12 protein-coding genes are annotated in these 17,881 nt (G+C 70.2%); 7 read left to right on the plus strand and 5 right to left on the minus strand.

Going from position 1 to position 17,881, the window contains the following annotated elements; genetic code table 11:
* Positions 1 to 10 precede the first annotated feature (10 nt).
* The 6 genes from AB0K14_RS39605 to AB0K14_RS39630 all read left to right on the plus strand — a co-directional run bounded on the left by AB0K14_RS39605 (position 11) and on the right by AB0K14_RS39630 (position 7,412).
* A complete protein-coding gene (locus tag AB0K14_RS39605) occupies positions 11 to 2,188 on the plus strand; it encodes a pectinesterase family protein (RefSeq protein ID WP_360464245.1) in 2,178 nt (725 codons plus the stop codon).
* A complete protein-coding gene (locus tag AB0K14_RS39610) occupies positions 2,185 to 3,060 on the plus strand; it encodes a sugar ABC transporter permease (protein WP_360464248.1) in 876 nt (291 codons plus the stop codon). The genes AB0K14_RS39605 and AB0K14_RS39610 overlap by 4 nt, the downstream gene beginning before the upstream one ends.
* The gene (locus AB0K14_RS39615) at positions 3,057 to 3,950 is read left to right on the plus strand and encodes a carbohydrate ABC transporter permease (protein WP_360464250.1); all 894 of its coding nucleotides are present in this window, start codon (positions 3,057 to 3,059) and stop codon (positions 3,948 to 3,950) included. Before AB0K14_RS39610 ends, AB0K14_RS39615 begins: the two co-directional genes overlap by 4 nt.
* An 8-nt stretch (positions 3,951 to 3,958) precedes the next feature.
* Positions 3,959 to 5,245, plus strand: a complete 1,287-nt coding sequence (locus tag AB0K14_RS39620; protein WP_360464253.1) for a sugar ABC transporter substrate-binding protein — start codon at positions 3,959 to 3,961, stop codon at positions 5,243 to 5,245.
* Entirely contained in the window at positions 5,242 to 6,393 is a 1,152-nt protein-coding gene (locus tag AB0K14_RS39625) for an enolase C-terminal domain-like protein (protein ID WP_360464255.1), read from the plus strand. Before AB0K14_RS39620 ends, AB0K14_RS39625 begins: the two co-directional genes overlap by 4 nt.
* An 80-nt stretch (positions 6,394 to 6,473) precedes the next feature.
* Complete coding sequence (locus tag AB0K14_RS39630) at positions 6,474 to 7,412, plus strand: right-handed parallel beta-helix repeat-containing protein (RefSeq protein WP_360464258.1); 939 nt, start codon at positions 6,474 to 6,476, stop codon at positions 7,410 to 7,412.
* A 177-nt stretch (positions 7,413 to 7,589) separates the two neighbouring features.
* Here AB0K14_RS39630 and AB0K14_RS39635 read toward each other — a convergent pair whose 3' ends face one another.
* The 5 genes from AB0K14_RS39635 to AB0K14_RS39655 all read right to left on the minus strand — a co-directional run bounded on the left by AB0K14_RS39635 (position 7,590) and on the right by AB0K14_RS39655 (position 15,141).
* The gene (locus tag AB0K14_RS39635; RefSeq protein ID WP_360464261.1) at positions 7,590 to 8,342 is read right to left on the minus strand and encodes a sulfite exporter TauE/SafE family protein; all 753 of its coding nucleotides are present in this window, start codon (positions 8,340 to 8,342) and stop codon (positions 7,590 to 7,592) included.
* Entirely contained in the window at positions 8,339 to 9,685 is a 1,347-nt protein-coding gene (locus AB0K14_RS39640; RefSeq protein WP_360464267.1) for an MBL fold metallo-hydrolase, read from the minus strand. Before AB0K14_RS39640 ends, AB0K14_RS39635 begins: the two co-directional genes overlap by 4 nt.
* Before the next feature lie 139 nt (positions 9,686 to 9,824).
* Positions 9,825 to 10,565, minus strand: coding sequence for a GntR family transcriptional regulator (locus tag AB0K14_RS39645; protein ID WP_360464264.1), 741 nt, complete (start codon positions 10,563 to 10,565; stop codon positions 9,825 to 9,827).
* 371 nt (positions 10,566 to 10,936) lie between these two features.
* On the minus strand, positions 10,937 to 14,758 hold the full coding sequence (locus AB0K14_RS39650; protein ID WP_360466607.1) for a discoidin domain-containing protein: 3,822 nt from the start codon (positions 14,756 to 14,758) through the stop codon (positions 10,937 to 10,939).
* Between the two features lie 209 nt (positions 14,759 to 14,967).
* Positions 14,968 to 15,141 (minus strand): hypothetical protein, encoded by a 174-nt coding sequence (locus AB0K14_RS39655; protein WP_360466611.1) that lies wholly within the window; start codon positions 15,139 to 15,141, stop codon positions 14,968 to 14,970.
* Between the two features lie 155 nt (positions 15,142 to 15,296).
* Between AB0K14_RS39655 and AB0K14_RS39660 the strand changes: the two genes are divergently transcribed.
* On the plus strand, positions 15,297 to 17,726 hold the full coding sequence (locus AB0K14_RS39660; protein WP_360466614.1) for a tetratricopeptide repeat protein: 2,430 nt from the start codon (positions 15,297 to 15,299) through the stop codon (positions 17,724 to 17,726).
* Positions 17,727 to 17,881 lie beyond the last annotated feature (155 nt).

Raw genomic sequence — 17,881 nt, forward strand, 5'->3', positions numbered from 1 at the left:
GCCCCTCGTCATGCGGATACTCAGTACTGCGCTCGTGCTCTCCTGCGCCCTTGGCGTGATCGCGGCGGCACCCGCGCACGCAGGTCATGACCTGGGCAGACAGGTTCTCCAGCCCGGTGACGGTTGGGCGTCGAGCGGCGCGGGCACCACCGGTGGATCGGCCGCGACGACCGAGCACGTCGTGCGTACGGCGGCGGAACTGCGGGCGGCCCTCGCGGCACCCGCGCCCCGCCTCATCAAGGTGCGCGGCGTCATCGACGTCAGGGTTGATTGCGCAACATATGCCACCGACGGTTACACGCTCGCGGGCTATTTGGCCGCATACGACCCCGCCGTTTGGGGGCGTGAGAACGAACCGAGCGGCCCGCTGGAGGACGCCCGCGCGGCGTCGGCGCGCCGCCAGGCGGCGGCCATCGCGTTCAACGTCGGCTCGGACACCACGATCGTCGGCGACGGCCGCGGCGCGGGCATCACCGGCGCGAACGTGCGGGTGCACGGCGTGCAGAACGTGATCATCCGCAACCTCACCTTCCGCGACACCCGCGACTGCTTCCCGCAGTGGGACCCGACCGACGGCGCCGACGGCAACTGGAACTCCGACTACGACGCGGTGTCCCTGCAACGCGCCACCAACGTGTGGGTCGACCACAACACGTTCACCGACCACCCGCACCCCGACAGCGCGGCGCCGAGCTACTTCGGTCGCCCCTACCAGCAGCACGACGGCTCGCTGGACATGACCAACGGCACCGACCTGGTCACCGCCTCGTACAACCTGTTCGAGGACCACGGCAAGACGATGCTGATCGGTTCGTCCAACACCTCGACCACCGACCCGGGCAAGCTGCGGGTGACCGTGCACCACAACGTGTTCCGCAACGTCGAGGAACGGCTGCCGCGGGTGCGGTTCGGCCAGGTGCACGTCTACAACAACCTGTACGAGCCCGGACCCACGTTCAGCTACGCCTGGGGCGTCGGCGTGCAGTCGAAGCTGTACGTGGAGAACAACTACGTCAAGCTGTCCGGCGGCGGCGCGGTCGAGGACCTGATCTACAACTGGGGCGGCACCGCCATCACCGAACTCGGCACGCTGGTCGACGGCCGGCCGGTGGACGTGTTGGACGCGTTCAACGCGGCCAACCCGACCGCGCAGCTCGGCAGCGACGCCGGGTGGACGCCCACGCTCGTCCGAGGCCTGGAGCCCGCCTCGCGGGTGAAGAACCTCAAGGCGGGCGCGCAGGGCCGGGAGCGGTACCACGTGGCCAAGGGCACCGACTTCGACACGGTGCAGGCCGCCATCGACGCCGCGCCCGCCGGCACGACCGTCACCATCGGCAAGGGCGTGTACCGCGAGGTGGTCCGGGTGCCCGCGACCAAGCGCGACCTGACCCTCAAGGGCTCCACCGGCACCGCGCGCGACGTCGTGATCGACTACGACAACGCCAACGGCACCAAGAAGCCCGACGGGACCACGTACGGGACCACCGGCTCGGCCACGGCGACGATCGAGGCGGACGGGTTCACCGCCCGCGACCTGACGTTCAGCAACTCGTTCGACCGGGCCGCGCACCCGGAGATCACCGGCACGCAGGCGGTCGCGGTCAAGGCCACGGGTGACCGGCAGTACTACGACCGCGTCCGGTTCCTCGGCCACCAAGACACCCTGTACGCCGACACGCGCGCCGTGGGCACGCGGGCGCGCCAGTACTACCGGGGCGGCGAGATCGTCGGCGACGTCGACTTCATCTTCGGCCGCGCCACGGCGGTGTTCGACCAGGTCACCATCCGGGCGCTGGACCGGGGTGGCGATCACCCCAATGGATACGTGGCGGGTTACATCACCGCCGCCAGCACGCGCCGGGACAACCCCCACGGGTTCCTGATCATGAACTCGACGGTGCTCAGCGACGCTCCCGCGGGCACCTACTACCTGGGCCGCCCGTGGCACCCCGGTGGCGACCCGGACGCCATCGCGTCCGTGGTGGTGCGCGACACGAAGCTGCCCGCGGCGGTGAAGACCGCGCCGTGGACCGACATGTCCGGCTTCTCCTGGCGCGACGCCCGGTTCGCCGAGTTCCGCAACTCCGGCGCGGGCGCCACGGCCGGTGTCGACCGGCCGCAGCTCACCGCCGACCAGGCCGCCGCGCACACCCTCCGCGCGTACCTCGGCGACTGGAACCCCGCATGAGGACTCGCACGTGGGCGCCCTATGCCCTGATCGCACCGACGCTGGTGCTGATGGCGATCTTCCTGGTCTACCCGATCGGGAGCGTCGTCTACTACAGCCTCCAGCGGTACAACGTCACGCAGCCGTGGAAGAACGGCTTCGCGGGGCTGGACAACTTCAAGCAGATGCTGTTCGACGACCCGCTGTTCTGGCAGAGCCTCGCGTTCAGCGCCAAGTGGGTGTTCGTCGAGGTCGGGCTGCAACTGCTGCTCGGACTGGTGCTGGCCCTGATCGTGAACGAGACGTTCATCGGCCGGGGCATGGCGAGGGCACTGGTGTTCTCGCCGTGGGCGGTGTCCGGCGTGCTCACCACGGGCATCTGGATCCTGCTGCTCAACCCGTCGACCGGCATCTTCCAGGAGCTCTCCGAGCTGGGCATCGGCTCGCCGGGCACCTCGGTGCTCGGCAACCCCGACACGGTGTTCGACGCCCTCGTCGTCACCGAGCTGTGGCGCGGTGTGCCGTTCTTCGCGATCCTGCTGCTGGCCGACCTCCAGAGCATCCCCAAGGACCTCTACGAGGCGGCGTCGGTGGACGGCGCGAGCCGGTGGCGGCGCTTCACCAGCGTCACCCTGCCGCACCTCAAGGACGCGATCATCCTGTCGACGCTGCTGCGCGCGGTGTGGGAGTTCAACAACGTCGACCTCATCTACACCCTCACCGGCGGCGGTCCGGCGAACCAGACCACCACGCTGCCGCTGTACGTGGCCCGGCAGGCGGTCGACTCGCACAACTTCGGGTACGGCTCGGCGCTCACCGTCGCCGGGTTGCTGATCCTGTTGTTCTTCTCCATCGCGTACCTGCGGGTGTCGAAGTTCGGGAGCCGAGCATGACCGAGACGTTGACCAGGCGCCCGGTGGACACCCCGCCGCCGCCCAGGCAGCCGACCAAGCGGCGACGCCGGGCGGTGGCCGAGGAACCCGGCAAGCCGTGGATGATCCACGTGCCGCTGGTGCTGTACCTGCTGTTCACGCTCATCCCGTTCTACTGGATGCTGGTGTTCGCGGTGCGCCCGGCCGGCTCCACGCAGCTCGTGCCGTGGCCGATCTCGTTCGAGCACTTCGACACGGTGTGGAACGACATCGGGTTCGGCATCTTCTTCTACAACAGCGTGGTCATGGGCCTGGGCGTGCTCGTGTTCGTGACCATCCTGTCGGTGATGGGCGGCTACGCGCTGGCGCGGTTCAAGTTCCGCGGCCAGCGGGTGTTCCTGCTGGCGATGCTGTGCAGCCAGTTCATCCCCGGCGCGATGATGCTCATCCCGCTGTTCGTGATCTTCAAGGGCCTGGGGCTGCTCAACAGCCTCACCGGCCTGATCATCGCGGAGGTGGCGTTCCAGCTGCCGCTGTCGCTGATCCTGATGAGCGGCTTCATCCGCAACATCTCCGTGGAGCTCGAAGAAGCCGCCATGGTGGACGGCTGCTCGCGCCTGCGCGCGTTCTTCGCGGTCGTCCTGCCGCAGCTCAAGCCCGCCCTGGTGGCGGTCGGGTCGTTCGCGTTCATCGGCGCGTGGAACCAGTTCCTGTTCGCGTTGATGTTCGCCACGCGGCAGGACAAGTTCACGCTGCCGGTCGGCCTGAGCTACACGTTGGGTGAGTTCAACACCGACTTCGGAGCACTCGCCGCCGGTGGCGTGGTCGCGGCCGTACCGGTGGTCCTGGTTTTCGCCGTCGTGCAGCGGTTCCTGGTGCAGGGGCTCAGCGCCGGGGCTGTGAAGGGATAGGGAGCATCATGAGAAAACTGCTGGTCGCCGTGGTCGCCGCCGCGTTGGCGCTGTCCGCCTGCTCGTCCGAGGGAGGTGCGGGCGCCGACGGCGATGTCACCATCACCTTCTGGGACAACAACGGCGGCCCCGCCCGTGAGCCGATCTACAAGGAGCTGATCTCGCGGTTCGAGGCCGCGAACCCGAAGATCAAGGTCGAGTACGTCGGCATCCCCAGCGCGTCGGTGCAGCAGAAGTACGACACCGCCATCGCCGGCGGTGAGACGCCCGACGTCGGTGGCGTGACCACCTCGTACCTCGCGCACCTGGTGGGCCAGGAGGCGTTGGCGCCCCTGGACGACCGCATCAACGGCGGCGCGCTCAAGGACAAGCTGCTGCCCTCGCTGGTCGAGACCGTCCGCCAGACCGCGCCCGACGGCAAGCTCTACATCGTGCCGTCGTCGGCCAACATGGACATCATCTGGTACCGCACGGACTGGTTCAAGGACGCGGGCATCGAGGCGCCGAAGACCTGGGACGAGTTCATCGCCGCCGCCACCAAGCTCACCGACAAGGCGGCGAACAAGTACGGCTACACCATCCGCGGTGGCGCGGGCTCGGTGTTCCAGCTGATCACCGAGGCGTACGCCTACTCCGGCGTCGACAACTTCTTCAAGGACGGCAAGAGCACGCTGGGCGACAAGGCCAACGCCGAGCTGGTCGACAAGATCGCCGACCTGTACAAGGTGGCCACCCCCGAGGCCGACGTCAACAACAGCTTCACCCAGATGATCGCCCAGTTCACCGGCGGTTCGGTCGCGATGATGCACCACAACCTCGGCTCCTACAGCGACGTGACCAAGGCGCTGGGCGACAAGGTCGCCGCGATCCCGCTGCCGATCGGCCCGAGCGGCAAGCGGACCGTCGTGCCCAACCCGACCGACGGCTTCGCGGTGTTCAACAACAGCAAGAACCAGGACGCGGCGTGGAAGTTCGCCGAGTTCCTGACCTCGTCGGAGTCCAACAGCTACTGGAACGAGAAGGTCGGCCAGATCCCGGCCAACACCGACGTGCGCGGCGCCGCGTGGATCGACAAGGCCGCGCACGTGAAGATGGCCCTCGGCGTGCTGGAGGATTCGGACACCGTGCTCGTGCCCGCGCCGGTCTACCTCCCGCAGTACTCGTCGATCACCAAGACCGACAGCGAGCCCCAGTACCAGAAGGTGCTCCTCGGCGAACTCTCCGCCCAGCAGTTCCTGGACGACATGGCGAAGAAGCTCACCGAGGCGCAGAAGGAGTGGGAGGACAGGAAGTGATCGAGCGCGTCGAGGTGTCGGTGTTCACGACCACCGCGTGGACCGCGGTGGACCCGCACGGGCACCGGCACCCGAGCCCCGAGCACGAGGTCCGCGAGGCGCTGCTGGAGATCACCGACTCCGACGGTGTCGTCGGACGCGTCCAGGTGCACCCGGACCAGCTGCGGCCCGCCGTGCTCGACTCGATCGTGAAGCCCGTGCTGATCGGCGCCGACCCGTGGGACCGGGAAGGGCTGTGGCGCAAGATGGCGCGCAAGCAGCGCGGCTCCCACGGCCGGTTCACGGACCGGGCGCTGGGTTACGTCGACACGGCGTTGTGGGACCTGGTGGGCAAGCGCGTCGAGCAGCCGGTGTGGAAGCTGCTCGGCGGCGCCCGGTCCCGCATCCAGGCCTACGCCAGCACGATGTGCGGTGACGAGATGCCCGGCGGGTTGAGCACCCCCGGCGACTACGCGGCGTTCGCCAAGCAGTTGGTGGAGCGGGGTTACCGGGCGATCAAGCTGCACACGTGGATGCCGCCGGTGCCCGGCGCGCCCAGCGTGCGCGCGGACATCGCGGCGTGCCAGGCGGTGCGAGAGGCGGTCGGGCCCGAGGTGGCGTTGATGCTGGACGCCAACCACTGGTACTCGCGCACCGAGGCGCTGGAGCTGGGCCGGGCGTTGGAGGAGCTGGACTTCTACTGGTTCGAGGAGCCGATGGAGGAGGCGTCGATCAGCTCCTACCGGTGGCTGGCCGAGCAGCTGTCCATCCCGGTGATCGGGCCGGAGGTGGCCTGGGGCAAGCACCTGAGCCGTGCCGAGTGGATCACCTCCGGCGCGTGCGACATCCTGCGCGCGGGTCCGACCGACGTCGGCGGCATCTCGCCGACGGTGAAGGCGCTGCACCTGGCCGAGGCGTTCAACATGGACTGCGAGATCCACGGTGACGGCTCCGCGAGCCTGGCCGTGCTCGGCGGGACGGACAACGGCCGCTGGTACGAGCGCGGCCTGCTGCACCCGCTGCACGACTTCGACCGCGTGCCGCCCCACCGGCTCGCGATCGCCGACCCGCTCGACGCGGACGGGTACGTCGCCATGACGTCCTCTCCCGGTCTCGGCGACGAGTTCGACGTCGAGCACATCCGCAAGCACACCGCGGAGAGGTGGTGAGTCCGATGTAAGCCCTGGTCACCGCCCCGTTCGACCGCCGCCGGTTCCCTTTTCATCCACAGTCGTATGGAGGAAACCGCATGTCTCGCAAGACTTCCCGCGCGCTGCTCGCGGCGACGGCCCTGGCCGCGTCCGTGATCATGGTGCCCTCGGCCAACGCCGCGTCGTTCAACCTCGAAGGTTGGGGTACGCAGTGCGGTGGCACCTCCGGTGGCTCCGGTGGTGGCACGGTGACCGTCAGCGACGCCACGGCGTTCATCAACGCCGCCAAGTCGACCACCACGCAGACCATCCGCGTGTCGGGCACCATCACGCTGTCCAGCATGACCAAGGTCGCCTCGAACAAGACGATCATCGGGGTCGGCTCGGGCGCGACCATCGCCGGGCACGGGCTGAACGTCGCCAACGCGTCCAACGTCATCATCCGGAACCTGAACTTCAGGGACTGGAAGGACGACGCGATCAACGTCCAGTACTCGACCCGGGTCTGGATCGACCACAACAGCCTGCGCAACGGCTACGACGGCGCGATCGACATCAAGCGCGCGTCCGACTGCGTGACCGTGTCGTGGAACAAGATCAGCGCCCACGACAAGTCCATGCTGCTGGGCCACAGCGACGACAACGGCAGCGAGGACCGCGGCAAGCTGCGGGTCAGCTACCACCACAACTGGTTCGACGGCACGAACCAGCGCCACCCGCGGGTCCGCTTCGGCAACCCCGTGCACGTCTACAACAACTACTACGGCGGCGTGACGTCGTACGGTGTGGCTTCCACGGAGGAAGCGGGCGTGCTCGTGGAGTGCAACTACTTCGAGAACACCAGGGACCCGTTCCACCGCGGCGAGGGCAGCTCCGACCCCGCCAACCTGGTCGCGCGCAACAACCACATGGTCAACTCGGGTTCGGGTGACCAGGGTGGCAGCGTCAAGGCGATCCCGTACGGCTACGTGCTCGACTCGTGCTCCGGCGTGAAGTCGGTCGTGCAGGGCGGTGCGGGCGTGGGCAAGGTCGGCTGACCTCCTTGCCTGATCGGCGACGGCCCCTGGTTCCCTCTCCCGGCCAGGGGCCGTCCCCGTGCGTCGGCTCAGCGTCTGTCGGCTCAGCGTGGGTGAGCTTGAGCGTGCGTTGCTGAGCGTGCGTTTGCTGAGCGTGCGGCAGCTGAGCGTGCGCCAGTTCAGCAGTTCAGCGTTGCGTCAGCTCAGCGCGTGGCGCACGGAGTCCGTGCCCATGAGGATCGCGATGGCCAGCAGTGTGATCGCGAACGTCCGTTGCAGGGTGGTCGTGCGGACCTTGCCCGCGAGCCGCTTGCCGTCCCAGGCGCCCAGGAGGGCGGTGGCGGCGAACGGGCCGATCAGCGTCCAGTCCAGCACGGCCAGGTCGCCGAGGCGGGCGGAGAGCGCGGCGCCGGCGTTGACCGTGATCACCAGCAGGCTGGTGCCGACGGCGGCCGTCATCGGCACCGACAGCACCGCGACCAGGGCGGGCACGGTGAGGAAACCGCCGCCCACGCCGAGGAAACCGGTCATCGCACCCAGACCCGCGCCCACGCCGGCGGCCCGGACCGGGCGCACGTCTCCCGCGGGTGCGCGGGACTTGCGCAGCATCGACGTGGCCGCGGCGGCGGCCACGACGCTGAACGCACCGGTGACGAAGGCGGCCGGGACGTGCCGCGTGAGCACGCCGGCCGCGACGGCGGGCACCATGCCCGCGGCGGCGAACACCGCGCCGAGCCGCCAGCGGACGGCGCCGGCGCGGGCGTGCGTCGTCAACGCGGTCAGCGATGTCCCCACGACGACCACCAGGCTCGCGGTGGTGGCCTGGTCGGGGCTGAAGCCCATCAGGTAGATCAACGCGGGTACGGCGAGCACGCTGCCACCGCCGCCGAGCGCGCCGAGCGACAGGCCGACGGCGGCTCCGGCCACGAGGGCGAGGATGAGCGAGGTCACGGTGTCGTGATCGGTACGCCCGCGGTGGCGGCGCCGGCCCACTCGTCGTCCAGGTGCACCACGTCGCGCCCGGCCCGGTGCAGCAGGCTCGCCGCGATCCCGGCCCGGTAGCCCGAGGCGCAGTGCACCCAGACCTCGCCGGGCGGCACCTCGTCCAGGCGGCGGATCAGGTCGTGGAGGGGGATGTTGGTGGAGTCGGTGACGTGGCCCTCGTGGTGCTCGTCGGGGCGGCGGACGTCGAGCACGACGGGCCGGGTGACCCGGTCGGCGAGGTCCGGCCACGTCGCGCGGCGGTAGGCGACCACCGGGTGGCCGGGGGCGATCGCGGCCGGGTCGTCGCCCATCGCCGCGGCGGGGCGGTCGATGCCGATGCGGGACAGGTCGCGGATGGCCGCGCGCACGTCGTCCTCGGAACCGACCAGCGTGACCGGCTCGTCCCACGGCAGGGTCCAGCCCAGGTAGGTGGTGAAGCTCCGGCCGTACTCGACGCTCACCGTGCCGGCCAGGTGCCCGGCCGCGAACGCCACGCGGTCGCGCAGGTCGACCACCCACTGGCCGGCCCCGATCCGCGCGGTGAGCTCGTCGGCGCGCAGCGGTTCGGGCACGGACAGGTCGGGCGCTCCCGGTCCGCTCCGGTTCAGCGGCGCCATGTGGGAGTAGTACGACGGGTACGCGGTCAGGTTCGCGATCAGGGTCCGCACGAAGTGGTGCTCGTCGTTGTCGGTGAGCACGTGGTTGGACCGGCGTTGCTCGGCGATCGTGGACGCGTCGGCCCCGACCGCGGGCCCGGACGAGCAGAAGCTGCCGAACCCGTGCGTCGGGTGGAGGGTCGCGTCGTCGCCGGCGCGGTCGGCCAGCGCGCGGGCGGAGCGGTACTGGGCGTGGGTCAGGTCGGTGGTGAGCTCCGGGGCGACGAGGTCGGTGCGCCCGACCGAGCCGTACAGCAGGTTGCCGCCGGAGAACACGGCCCGTCGCCCGTCGTGCTCGACCACGTAGGCCAGGTGGTGCTCGGTGTGGCCGGGGGCGGCGACGGCGGTGAGCCTCATCGAGCCCACGTCGAACTCGTCGCCGGGGTGCACCGGGTGGCGGTCGAACGCGACGTCCTCGGCGGCGGCGACGAGGTAGGCGGCGTGGTGCCGCCTGGCCAGCGCGAGACCGCCGGTGACGTAGTCGTTGTGGATGTGGGTCTCGGCGACGTGGGTGATCCGGACGCCCAGGCGGGAGGCCAGGTCCTCGATCCGGTCGAAGTCGCGCTGAGGGTCGATGACCAGGGCGTTTTCGCCGTCGTGCACGAGGTAGCCGCGATCGCCCAGGGCTTCGGTGCTGATCGTCTCGACGTTCATCCGTGCCTCCGTCATTTGTCCGTACATTAGGACGGACGGGGTGGGGAGGGCAAGGCGGCAGCGTGAGGCGGGGGAAGCGGGGAGGGAGGGGAGGGTGAGGTCGGGAGGGTCGGGGGAGGGTGAGGAGGGGAGGGCGCGTTCAGCGGCTGCGGGTGGCCTTCGACTCGGTCGACACCGTGTACCGGTCGCCGCGCACCATCGTGTGGCGCCACTCCACCGGGCGGCCCTGGGCGCGGCCGAGTCGGTGGATCGACAGGCACGCCACGTCCGGCCCGCAGTGCAGCAGTGCCCGTTCGGCGGCGGTCGGCACCACGGCCTTGATCGTCTCCCGGCTGTGGTCGAGCCGGACCCCGGTCCGCTCGGCCAGCACGGCGTAGAGGCTCGTGCGGGTGAAGTCGGCACCGAGCAGCGGCGCGGCCAGGTCGGCGGGCAGCCACACCCGGTCGATCGCCAGCGGTTCGCCGTCGGCCAGCCGCAGTCGTTCCAGGTGCACCAGCGGTGTGGAGCCCTCCAGGTCGAGCTGGTCGGCGATCACCCCGTCCGCCCGGATGTCGAGCACCCGGACCACGCTGCGCTGCTCCAGCCCGGCCGCCTCGACGGAGGCGAACAGGCTGTAGAGGGTGTCCAGCGGCTGCTCCACGTCGGAGGCCGGGCTCACACGCGGCTGGCGGCCGCGTTCGGCGACCACCAGGCCGTCGGCGCGCAGCTGGTGGAGGGCTTGGCGGACGGTGTGGCGGCTGACGCGGTAGTCGTCCACGAGGGCGAGCTCGCCGGGGAAGCCGGTGTCGAAATCACCCGATCGGAGACGGGTGATGAGGTCGTCCTGGAGTTGCCGCCAGAGCGGCGCGTCGGCGGATCGGTCGAGTGGGCGCGCGGCCATGGCACCTCCTGCGGGTTGGGCAGTTGTGGCTCGAATGTACGGGGGGTGGTTGGGGTGGGGTGGTTTAGGTGGAGCGGATGGATTAGGTGGAGCGGGGTGGAGTGGTGGTTTAGGTGGAGCGGGTGGAGGGGGTGGGCGGGTTGGGGTGAGGGGCGGTGGTTGGGGCCGGCTCGATTTGACATGGGGCCCTTACGGGCACCCCAGGCAGGCCGAAGCCGGGCAGGCCTGGCGGATAAAGCGCCCGCCAGGCCTGCCCGGCTTCGTCCAGCCTATGGCACCCGAACCCATGTCAAATCGGGCCTCGGTGGGGGTGTGCCGGGTCCGTTGGGGTCCTGTCGGTGGAGGGGCCCTGGTGGTGGATCGGTGGCGGGTCAGGGGTTGATGGTGATGGTGAACGTTGAGGTTCGGTTGCGGATGTTCTCGGCGTTGTTGCTGAACCTGAGGTTGTTGAAGGTGGCCGAGCCGACTGCTGGTCCTTGGCCTGCCTCCGGCATCTCGTTGGCCCACACGCCGATACCGGACTTGTGCTCGAACTGGTCGCCGCTCAGTCGTGCGCCGGAGATGGAGATGTTGGTCAGGACGGTGTCCTGGATCGGGTTCTCCGGCGTAGACCCGGTGTACTTGGTTTGGAACATGATTCCGGAGTAGGTCGGGTCGATGATGTCGACGTCGTTGACCCGGATGCCACGGAACGGCTTGGAGGCCGAGAACATCCAGATGCCCGGGAACGTCTGACCGTTCCAGAAGTGACCGCCGGTGCGCACCAGCGTGAGGCCGCTGAACGTCGTCGGCTCCGGGCCGAAGCCGTTCATCGGGTAGCCGAAGTCCAGCGAGCTGATCGTGACACCGGAGTAGGTCAACGTGTCGGCGATGTAGATGTTGCGGAACGTGTTGAGGAAGCCGCCGTAGACGGCGAGGCCCGCGGCGCGCCAGGTGGTCAGCGACGACAGGTTCTCGTAGACGTTGTTCTTCTCGTCGGCACCGCCCGCGTCGATGGCGGAGAACAGCGCGAAGCTGTCGTCGCCGGTCGACCGCGCCTCGATGTTCGCCACCCGGTTGTCCGTGCTGCCGTTGGTCATGTTGATGCCGTCGGCGAACATGTTGCGGATGCGGGAGTCCTTGATGGTCATGAAGTCGGTGTTCGCGCCCCAGTAGAGGCACACCATGTGCTCGGCCCAGATGTTCTCGATGGTGATGTTGGCGACGTTGGCGAAGTCGAACACCTTGCCCGGACCGTCGATGCGGGACGTGTAGTTGCCGAAGAACGCGAACCCGCTGAACGTCGAGCCGTTCACCGACTGCTCGGCACGGAAGCCCGCGTCGGTGTTCTCCTGCGTGGTCGGCACGACGAACCTGGTGAACCACGGTCCCGCGCCGATCACGCGGATGGGCTTGCCGTAGACCTGGAACTTCTGCGAGGTGGTGTAGGTGCCCGACGGCAGGTAGACGCCGAGCAGGTTGCCGCTGGTGTCCATGCGGAACCGGTCCAGCGCGTTCTGCACGTCCTGGTGGCCGAACCCGGTCGGCGTGATGTACCTGGCCGGATCGGGGTTGGCCCGGGCCACCGCGTTCTCGAAGTTGACGAAGTCGATGGCGTAGTTGGTGGTGTTCGCCGCGTCCTTCTGGAGCTTGATCTTCGTGCCGGCCGGGAACGTGGCGTTCAGCGTCACGTTCGCCTCGTCGTAGATGTGCCGCGGCCCGGCACCGGGGGAGTTGCCCGGGGCGGCTTCGTTGCCGTAGAGCCAGATGTGCCGCGAGTGCAGGTCGATGGCCTTGTGGAACGACCCGTTGACGTAGACGTTCAGCGTGGCGCCGATACCGCCGCCGCCCGCAGAGTCGGGGATGGAGAAGCGGGTGACGAGGGTGTTGGTCGAGCCGTTGGTGGTGAACTCGACCGACGAGCCGGTGCTGTTGAGCGTCACCGCGCGCCGCCCGGACGCCTCGCCGGCGAGGTCGCCGATGGTGCGGTTGGGCCCGATCTTCTGCGCGCCGCCCGCGGTGACGGCGTCCTCGGCCTCGATGTGCTCCCACGGCACGTTCGCGCCCCGGCCGACGAACAGGGACTGGGTGCTGACGTTGTTCCCCTGTCGTGCCGCGATCTCGTTGGCGTCAACCGCGACCGCGGTCCGCAAGGTGTACTTGCCGTTGGCGGCGGGCCAGGTGCCCAACGTGATCGGCGCCGCCGACTGGCCGGGCTGGATCGTGCCCGTGTGGCTGCCGGAGAACGTGCGCACGGTGGCGCCCGTGGTGGCGTCGGCCAACGTGAGCGTGACGCCGTGCGCGCCGCTCGCGGTGGCGATCGAACCCTCGTTGCGCAGCACGACGGTGAAGGTGGTGTTCTGGCCGTTGGCCGGGTTGGTCGGCGACCAGCTCAGCGCGCCGACCAGGTCGGAGCTGGGCACGGGCGTGATGACGAGGGCGCTCGGGTGCAGGCGGGCGTTGTTGGCCTCGTTCTGCTCCACGACCTTCTTCGTCTCGTCCACCTTCGCGGTGTACTGGTAGGAGCCGGAGCCGCGCGGGCCGATGGCCGCGGTGGCGGTCGCCGACGCGCCCGCCGCCAGGGCACCGACCTGTGCCGTGCCCACGGCGTCGTTGCCGAGGAAGAACGTCACGTCGGTCGCGCCCGAGGTGGCCGTGCCCGCGTTCCGGACGGTCGCGGACAGGGTGATCGGGCTGGTCTCCACCGGGCTGGTCGGGGTGAAGGAGGTCGCGGTGACGGTCAGGTCCGGGTTCGGCGCGGCCACGCCGAACACCTGCAACTCGGCGACCTGGCCGCCCGGCGCGCCGCTGTTGGACGTGATGCGCAGCTGCACGTCCGCGACCCGTGCGGTCAACGGGATGGTCACGGTGTTGCCGGTGGCCGGGTTGAACACGTAGTCGCGCGCGGACACAAGGTTGGTGAAGCCGGAAGCGCTCTGCTCGCGGCCGAGCACCTGGACGTTCTGCGTGCGGGTGCCCCACGCCGACGACGGGTTGAGCTTGAGCAAGACCGAGCTGAGGTCGGCGTTGGAGCCGAGCTGCGTGGTCAGCGTGTTCGGGTAGGTCGCGCCCTCCCAGTACGTGTTCACGTCGTCGTCGTTGGCGTTGGCGGCCACGAAGGTGAACGTGTGCGAGGAAGCGGTGATCGGCCTGCCCTTGGCCAGGTTCGTGCCGTTGCCGGGCGAGCCGGGCCGGGTGACGGAGTTGCTGGGTGGCGACTGGTTGCCCGCCGCGTCCCTGGCGATCACGTGGTAGGTGACCGCGACGCCGTCGGGCTGGGAGTCGGTGTGGGCCAGCACGGTGCCGGCGACGCTCGTGCGCAGCGCGCCGTTGGCGTAGATGTCGTAGCCGGTGACGCCGGTGTTGTCGGTGGACGCCGACCAGGTCAGCCGGATCTGGCCGGACTGCGGCGAGCTGTGGGCGAGGTTGGTCGGCGCCGAGGGTGCCTGCGTGTCACCGCCGGTCGGGCCGTGCAGCTCGAACTCGGAGACCTGCCCCGCGGGCCAGGCGGAGTTGCCGGTGATCAGCAGCCGCACGTACCGCGTGGTGGTCGCGGTGAACTGGATCGTCACCGTGTTGTTCGCGGTCGGGTTGAACGCGTACTGGGCCGACGGGACGAGGTCGCCGAAGTTCTGGCCGTCGGTGCTGTGCTGCACGGCCAACGTCTGCGTGCGCGCGCCCCAGCCGGCCGTCGGCAGCTTGAGCACGACCCGGTCGACCTTGATCGCCGCGCCGAGGTCGGCCCGCAGCCACTGCGGGAACGCGTTGTTGGCGCTCTCCCAGTAGCTGGCCTGGTTGGCGTCGCCCGCGTTGGACGCCTGGTAGACGTCGTTGTGGCTGCTCGCGCTGTAGGTGGCGGCGAGCTGGGCGTCGACGGCCTCGCGGACGTCGATGTCCTGCACTTGCGCGCCGTCCACGCGCACGTAGCGCACCAGCGTGGGGTCGAAGTCGAACGTCTGGCGGTCGCCCTCGCGTCGGGCGGACGGCACCAGGGTGGCGAAGCCCTTGCCGTCGAGGCTGGTCTGGACGGCGAACGTGGATTCGTCGTCCGGCAACGACAGTCTGACCTGGTCGATGCGGGTCGGGGTGCCGAGGTCGAGCACCCCGGCCGACGGTGCGGCCTGAGCGGCAGGGGGGCTCAGGGTGAACGCCGTGAGGGACAGTGCGAGCAGGGAGGCGGCAAGGCGCGAACCGGCGCGTGTCGTCGTTGACATCGTCGTGCAGGCCCTTCTCTTAGGGCAATTCCGGGGATCTTGTCAGAAAGTTCCGCGTAGTTGTCGATTTCTTGCGTAACCGGTTCGCAGCGTTGCAGAGCCCCGTCCGGAAAGTCAACGGTCGCGGGCCCGACTGGGCCGACCGGCCCAACACGGCGAAGGCCGCCCCTGGCGTGGGGGCGGCCTTCGGTGGGCAGGGCGTCGGAGGTTCAGGACGCCTTGCGCCTGGTGGCGAGCAGGCCGATCAGGCCTGCCAGCGCGAGCGGTGCGCCGACCAGCGGCAGCAGCGGCACCCCGGCCACGAGGCCGATGCCGTTCAGCAGTACCCCGAGGAGCAGCAGCACCCTCCACGCCACCGCGCCGTTCCCGTCCCGCTGCGCCACGTCCACTCCCTCTGATCGGCTGCCGCGCAAGGTAACGCCGTGCGTACCCGGTCCTCACTCGCCCCGATGCGTTTCGGCAGGTGGGAGCGTGTCGGCGGGGTCCCGTTCCGGGCCGGTGCGGGGCTCTAGACTCCTGATCATCTGGGGAGGTGGCGGTGAGCGACCCGAAAGCGGCGTTCGCGCAGGCGCTGACGCGGTTGCGGCAACGGTTACCCGACGTGTCCGACGAGGCGGTGGCCCGGCGCGCGAGCGCGGTCGTGCTGCCGTCCGGGCGGCGGGTCGCGGTGAACGCCCGGCGGCTGGGGGAGTGGGTCGGCGGTCAGTCCGTGCCGCGCGACTTCGACGGCGTGCTGGCCGTCGCGATGGCGACCGGCGGCGTGCCGAAGCTGACCGAGCTGCGCGAGCTGTGGCGTGCCGCGCAGCAGGACCGCCGCGCCACCCCGAAGTCAGGGCGCGTGGTCGTGGGACGGCCACCCAGCGACGCGGCGGCGTTGCGCGACCGTGCCGAGCTGGCCGACGCGGTCGACGCGGCGTTGCGGACCGACGACGTCCGGCAGGTGCTGCTCACCGGCCCCGGCGGGGTGGGCAAGTCGCAGTTGGCCACCGCCGCGTTCCACCGTGCGGGCGCGGACGTGCTGGTGTGGGTGGGTGCGCGGACCAGGCAGTCCGTGCTCGCCGGCTACGCCCGCGCGTGGCGCGTGCTGAAGTCCGCCGCGGTCGCCGACGACGAGGCGCAGGCCGACCTGTTCCTGGCTTGGTTGCGGTCCACCGGCACGTCGTGGCTGGTCGTGCTGGACGACGTGGACGACCCGGCGGAGCTGGCCGGCCTCTGGCCCGCGGGCGACACGGGCCGCAGCCTCGTCACCACCCGCCGCCGCGACGCGACACTCCTGCGCCCGGACGCGCGCGTGATCGACGTGGGCATGTTCGACCGGGACGAGGCGACCGCCTACCTGTCCGCCCGGCTGGCCGTCGACCCCAGGCACGACCCCGACCGGCTGGCCGCGCTCGCGGACGCGCTCGGCTGCTTCCCGCTGGCGTTGTCCCAGGCCGCCGCGTTCCTCATCGACACGGGCACCGACGTGACCGCCTACCTCGACCTGCTGGCCGACCGGCGGCAGCGGGTGGCCGACCTGTTCCCGCCGACGTCACCCGCCGACGAGCACCGCGACACGGTCGCCGGCGCCGTGCGGCTCGCGGTGGAACGCGCGCAGTCGTTGGCCCCCAACGCGGTCGACGTGCTCGGGTTGGTCTCGGTGCTCGCGCCGGACGGCATCCCGGAAGCCGTGCTGCTCGACGGCGGGCGCAACCTGCTGGCGCTGCGGGCGTTGCACCGGCTCAACCTCGTCACCCACCACGGGCGGGTGGAAGCGCACGCGCTCGTCCAGCGCGCCGCACGTGACCTGGTCCCCGACCTGGCCGCGGTAGCCGTCGCCGCCGCCGACGCGATCGAGCGCGAGTGGTCGACGGCCGACCCGGACACCGCCGCGGCGCTGTACCGCAACGCCGAGGTGCTCCGCTCGATCGCCGGCGAACACCTGTGGACCAGCGGAATGCACCCCGTCCTCCGCCGACTGGGCCAGCACCTGGCCGGCATCGGCCGCCCCGCCGCCGCCCGTGACGTCGCCTCAGCCCTCCTGACCCACGCGACCGAACCCCGTGACGTGGTCGTGCTGCGCACCCAGGTGGCCAGGGCGATCGGCGACCTCGGCGACCCGGCCACCGCCATGGCCCAGTTCGCCGAGATCCACGCCGCCGCCCACGACCACCTCGGCCCGACCGACGTCGACACCCTCTGGTCCCGCTTCTACCAGGCCACCTACCGGTTGGAGACGGGCCTCATCGAGACCGCGCTCGTCGAGCTGACCGCCCTGCTCGACACGTGCGACCTACCCGCCGCCCACCCGTTGCGGGTATCCGCCGAAGACGACCGCGTGCTCTGCCTGGGCCTCTCCGGCGACACGGAAGGTGCCCGTGAGGCGGCAACCGTCCTGGTCGACGTGCTGCGGGAGGAACTCGGCCCCCGAGACGCGCAGACGTTGCACGCACTACTGGGTCTGGGCCGATGGGTGGGCGAGAGCGGCAACGCCGCCGGCGCCGTCGCCGCCTACCAGGAAGCCGTCGACGCCCTGGAAGAAGTAGCCGGCCGAGGTCACCACGACACGTTCATCGCACGCCACAACCTGGCCTACTGGCGTGCCGTCGCGGGCGACCTGCCCCAAGCCCTCACCGAATTCGAGACCGCCGCCACCGACGCCGAACGAGCCCTGGGCGAAACGCACCCGACCACCCTGACCTACCGCTCGAACCTGACGTTCTGGCGAGGAGTCGCCGGCGACCGCGCCGCCGCCACCGACCTGACCACCCTGCGCCGTTCGGTAGAAGCCGTATTCGGCACCAACCACCCCCGCGCGCTACGCATCCGCCAACAACGCGCCCAACTCCTCCACCAGGGCGGCCAACGTGCCGAAGCGATCGCCGAACTGCGCACCGTCCTGGCCGAAATGGTCGAGATCCAAGGCGAGAACCACCCCCGCACCCGCGAAGCCGCCGCCCTGCTAACCGGCTGGGAAGCAACCCCCTAACCCCGAACCCCACCCCCAAGTGACCCGCCACCCCCGCACCGAGGCCCACCACCAACCCACCCACAACGGCCCCGGCACACCCCCACCGAGGCCCGATTTGACATGGGTTCGGGTGCCTTAGGCTGGACGAAGCCGGGCAGGCAGGGCGGGACGCT

Origin of the sequence: Actinosynnema sp. NPDC050801 (assembly GCF_040673975.1) — a bacterium.
In the GTDB taxonomy this organism is placed as follows: Bacteria; Actinomycetota; Actinomycetes; order Mycobacteriales; family Pseudonocardiaceae; genus Actinosynnema.

Coding starts and splice junctions, on each gene's coding strand:
- AB0K14_RS39650 (WP_360466607.1), bottom strand. CDS start 14,758: ATGTCAACGACGACACGCGCCGGTTCGCGCCTTGCCGCCTCCCTGCTC.
- AB0K14_RS39620 (WP_360464253.1), top strand. CDS start 3,959: ATGAGAAAACTGCTGGTCGCCGTGGTCGCCGCCGCGTTGGCGCTGTCC.
- AB0K14_RS39610 (WP_360464248.1), top strand. CDS start 2,185: ATGAGGACTCGCACGTGGGCGCCCTATGCCCTGATCGCACCGACGCTG.
- AB0K14_RS39615 (WP_360464250.1), top strand. CDS start 3,057: ATGACCGAGACGTTGACCAGGCGCCCGGTGGACACCCCGCCGCCGCCC.
- AB0K14_RS39630 (WP_360464258.1), top strand. CDS start 6,474: ATGTCTCGCAAGACTTCCCGCGCGCTGCTCGCGGCGACGGCCCTGGCC.
- AB0K14_RS39645 (WP_360464264.1), bottom strand. CDS start 10,565: ATGGCCGCGCGCCCACTCGACCGATCCGCCGACGCGCCGCTCTGGCGG.
- AB0K14_RS39605 (WP_360464245.1), top strand. CDS start 11: ATGCGGATACTCAGTACTGCGCTCGTGCTCTCCTGCGCCCTTGGCGTG.
- AB0K14_RS39640 (WP_360464267.1), bottom strand. CDS start 9,685: ATGAACGTCGAGACGATCAGCACCGAAGCCCTGGGCGATCGCGGCTAC.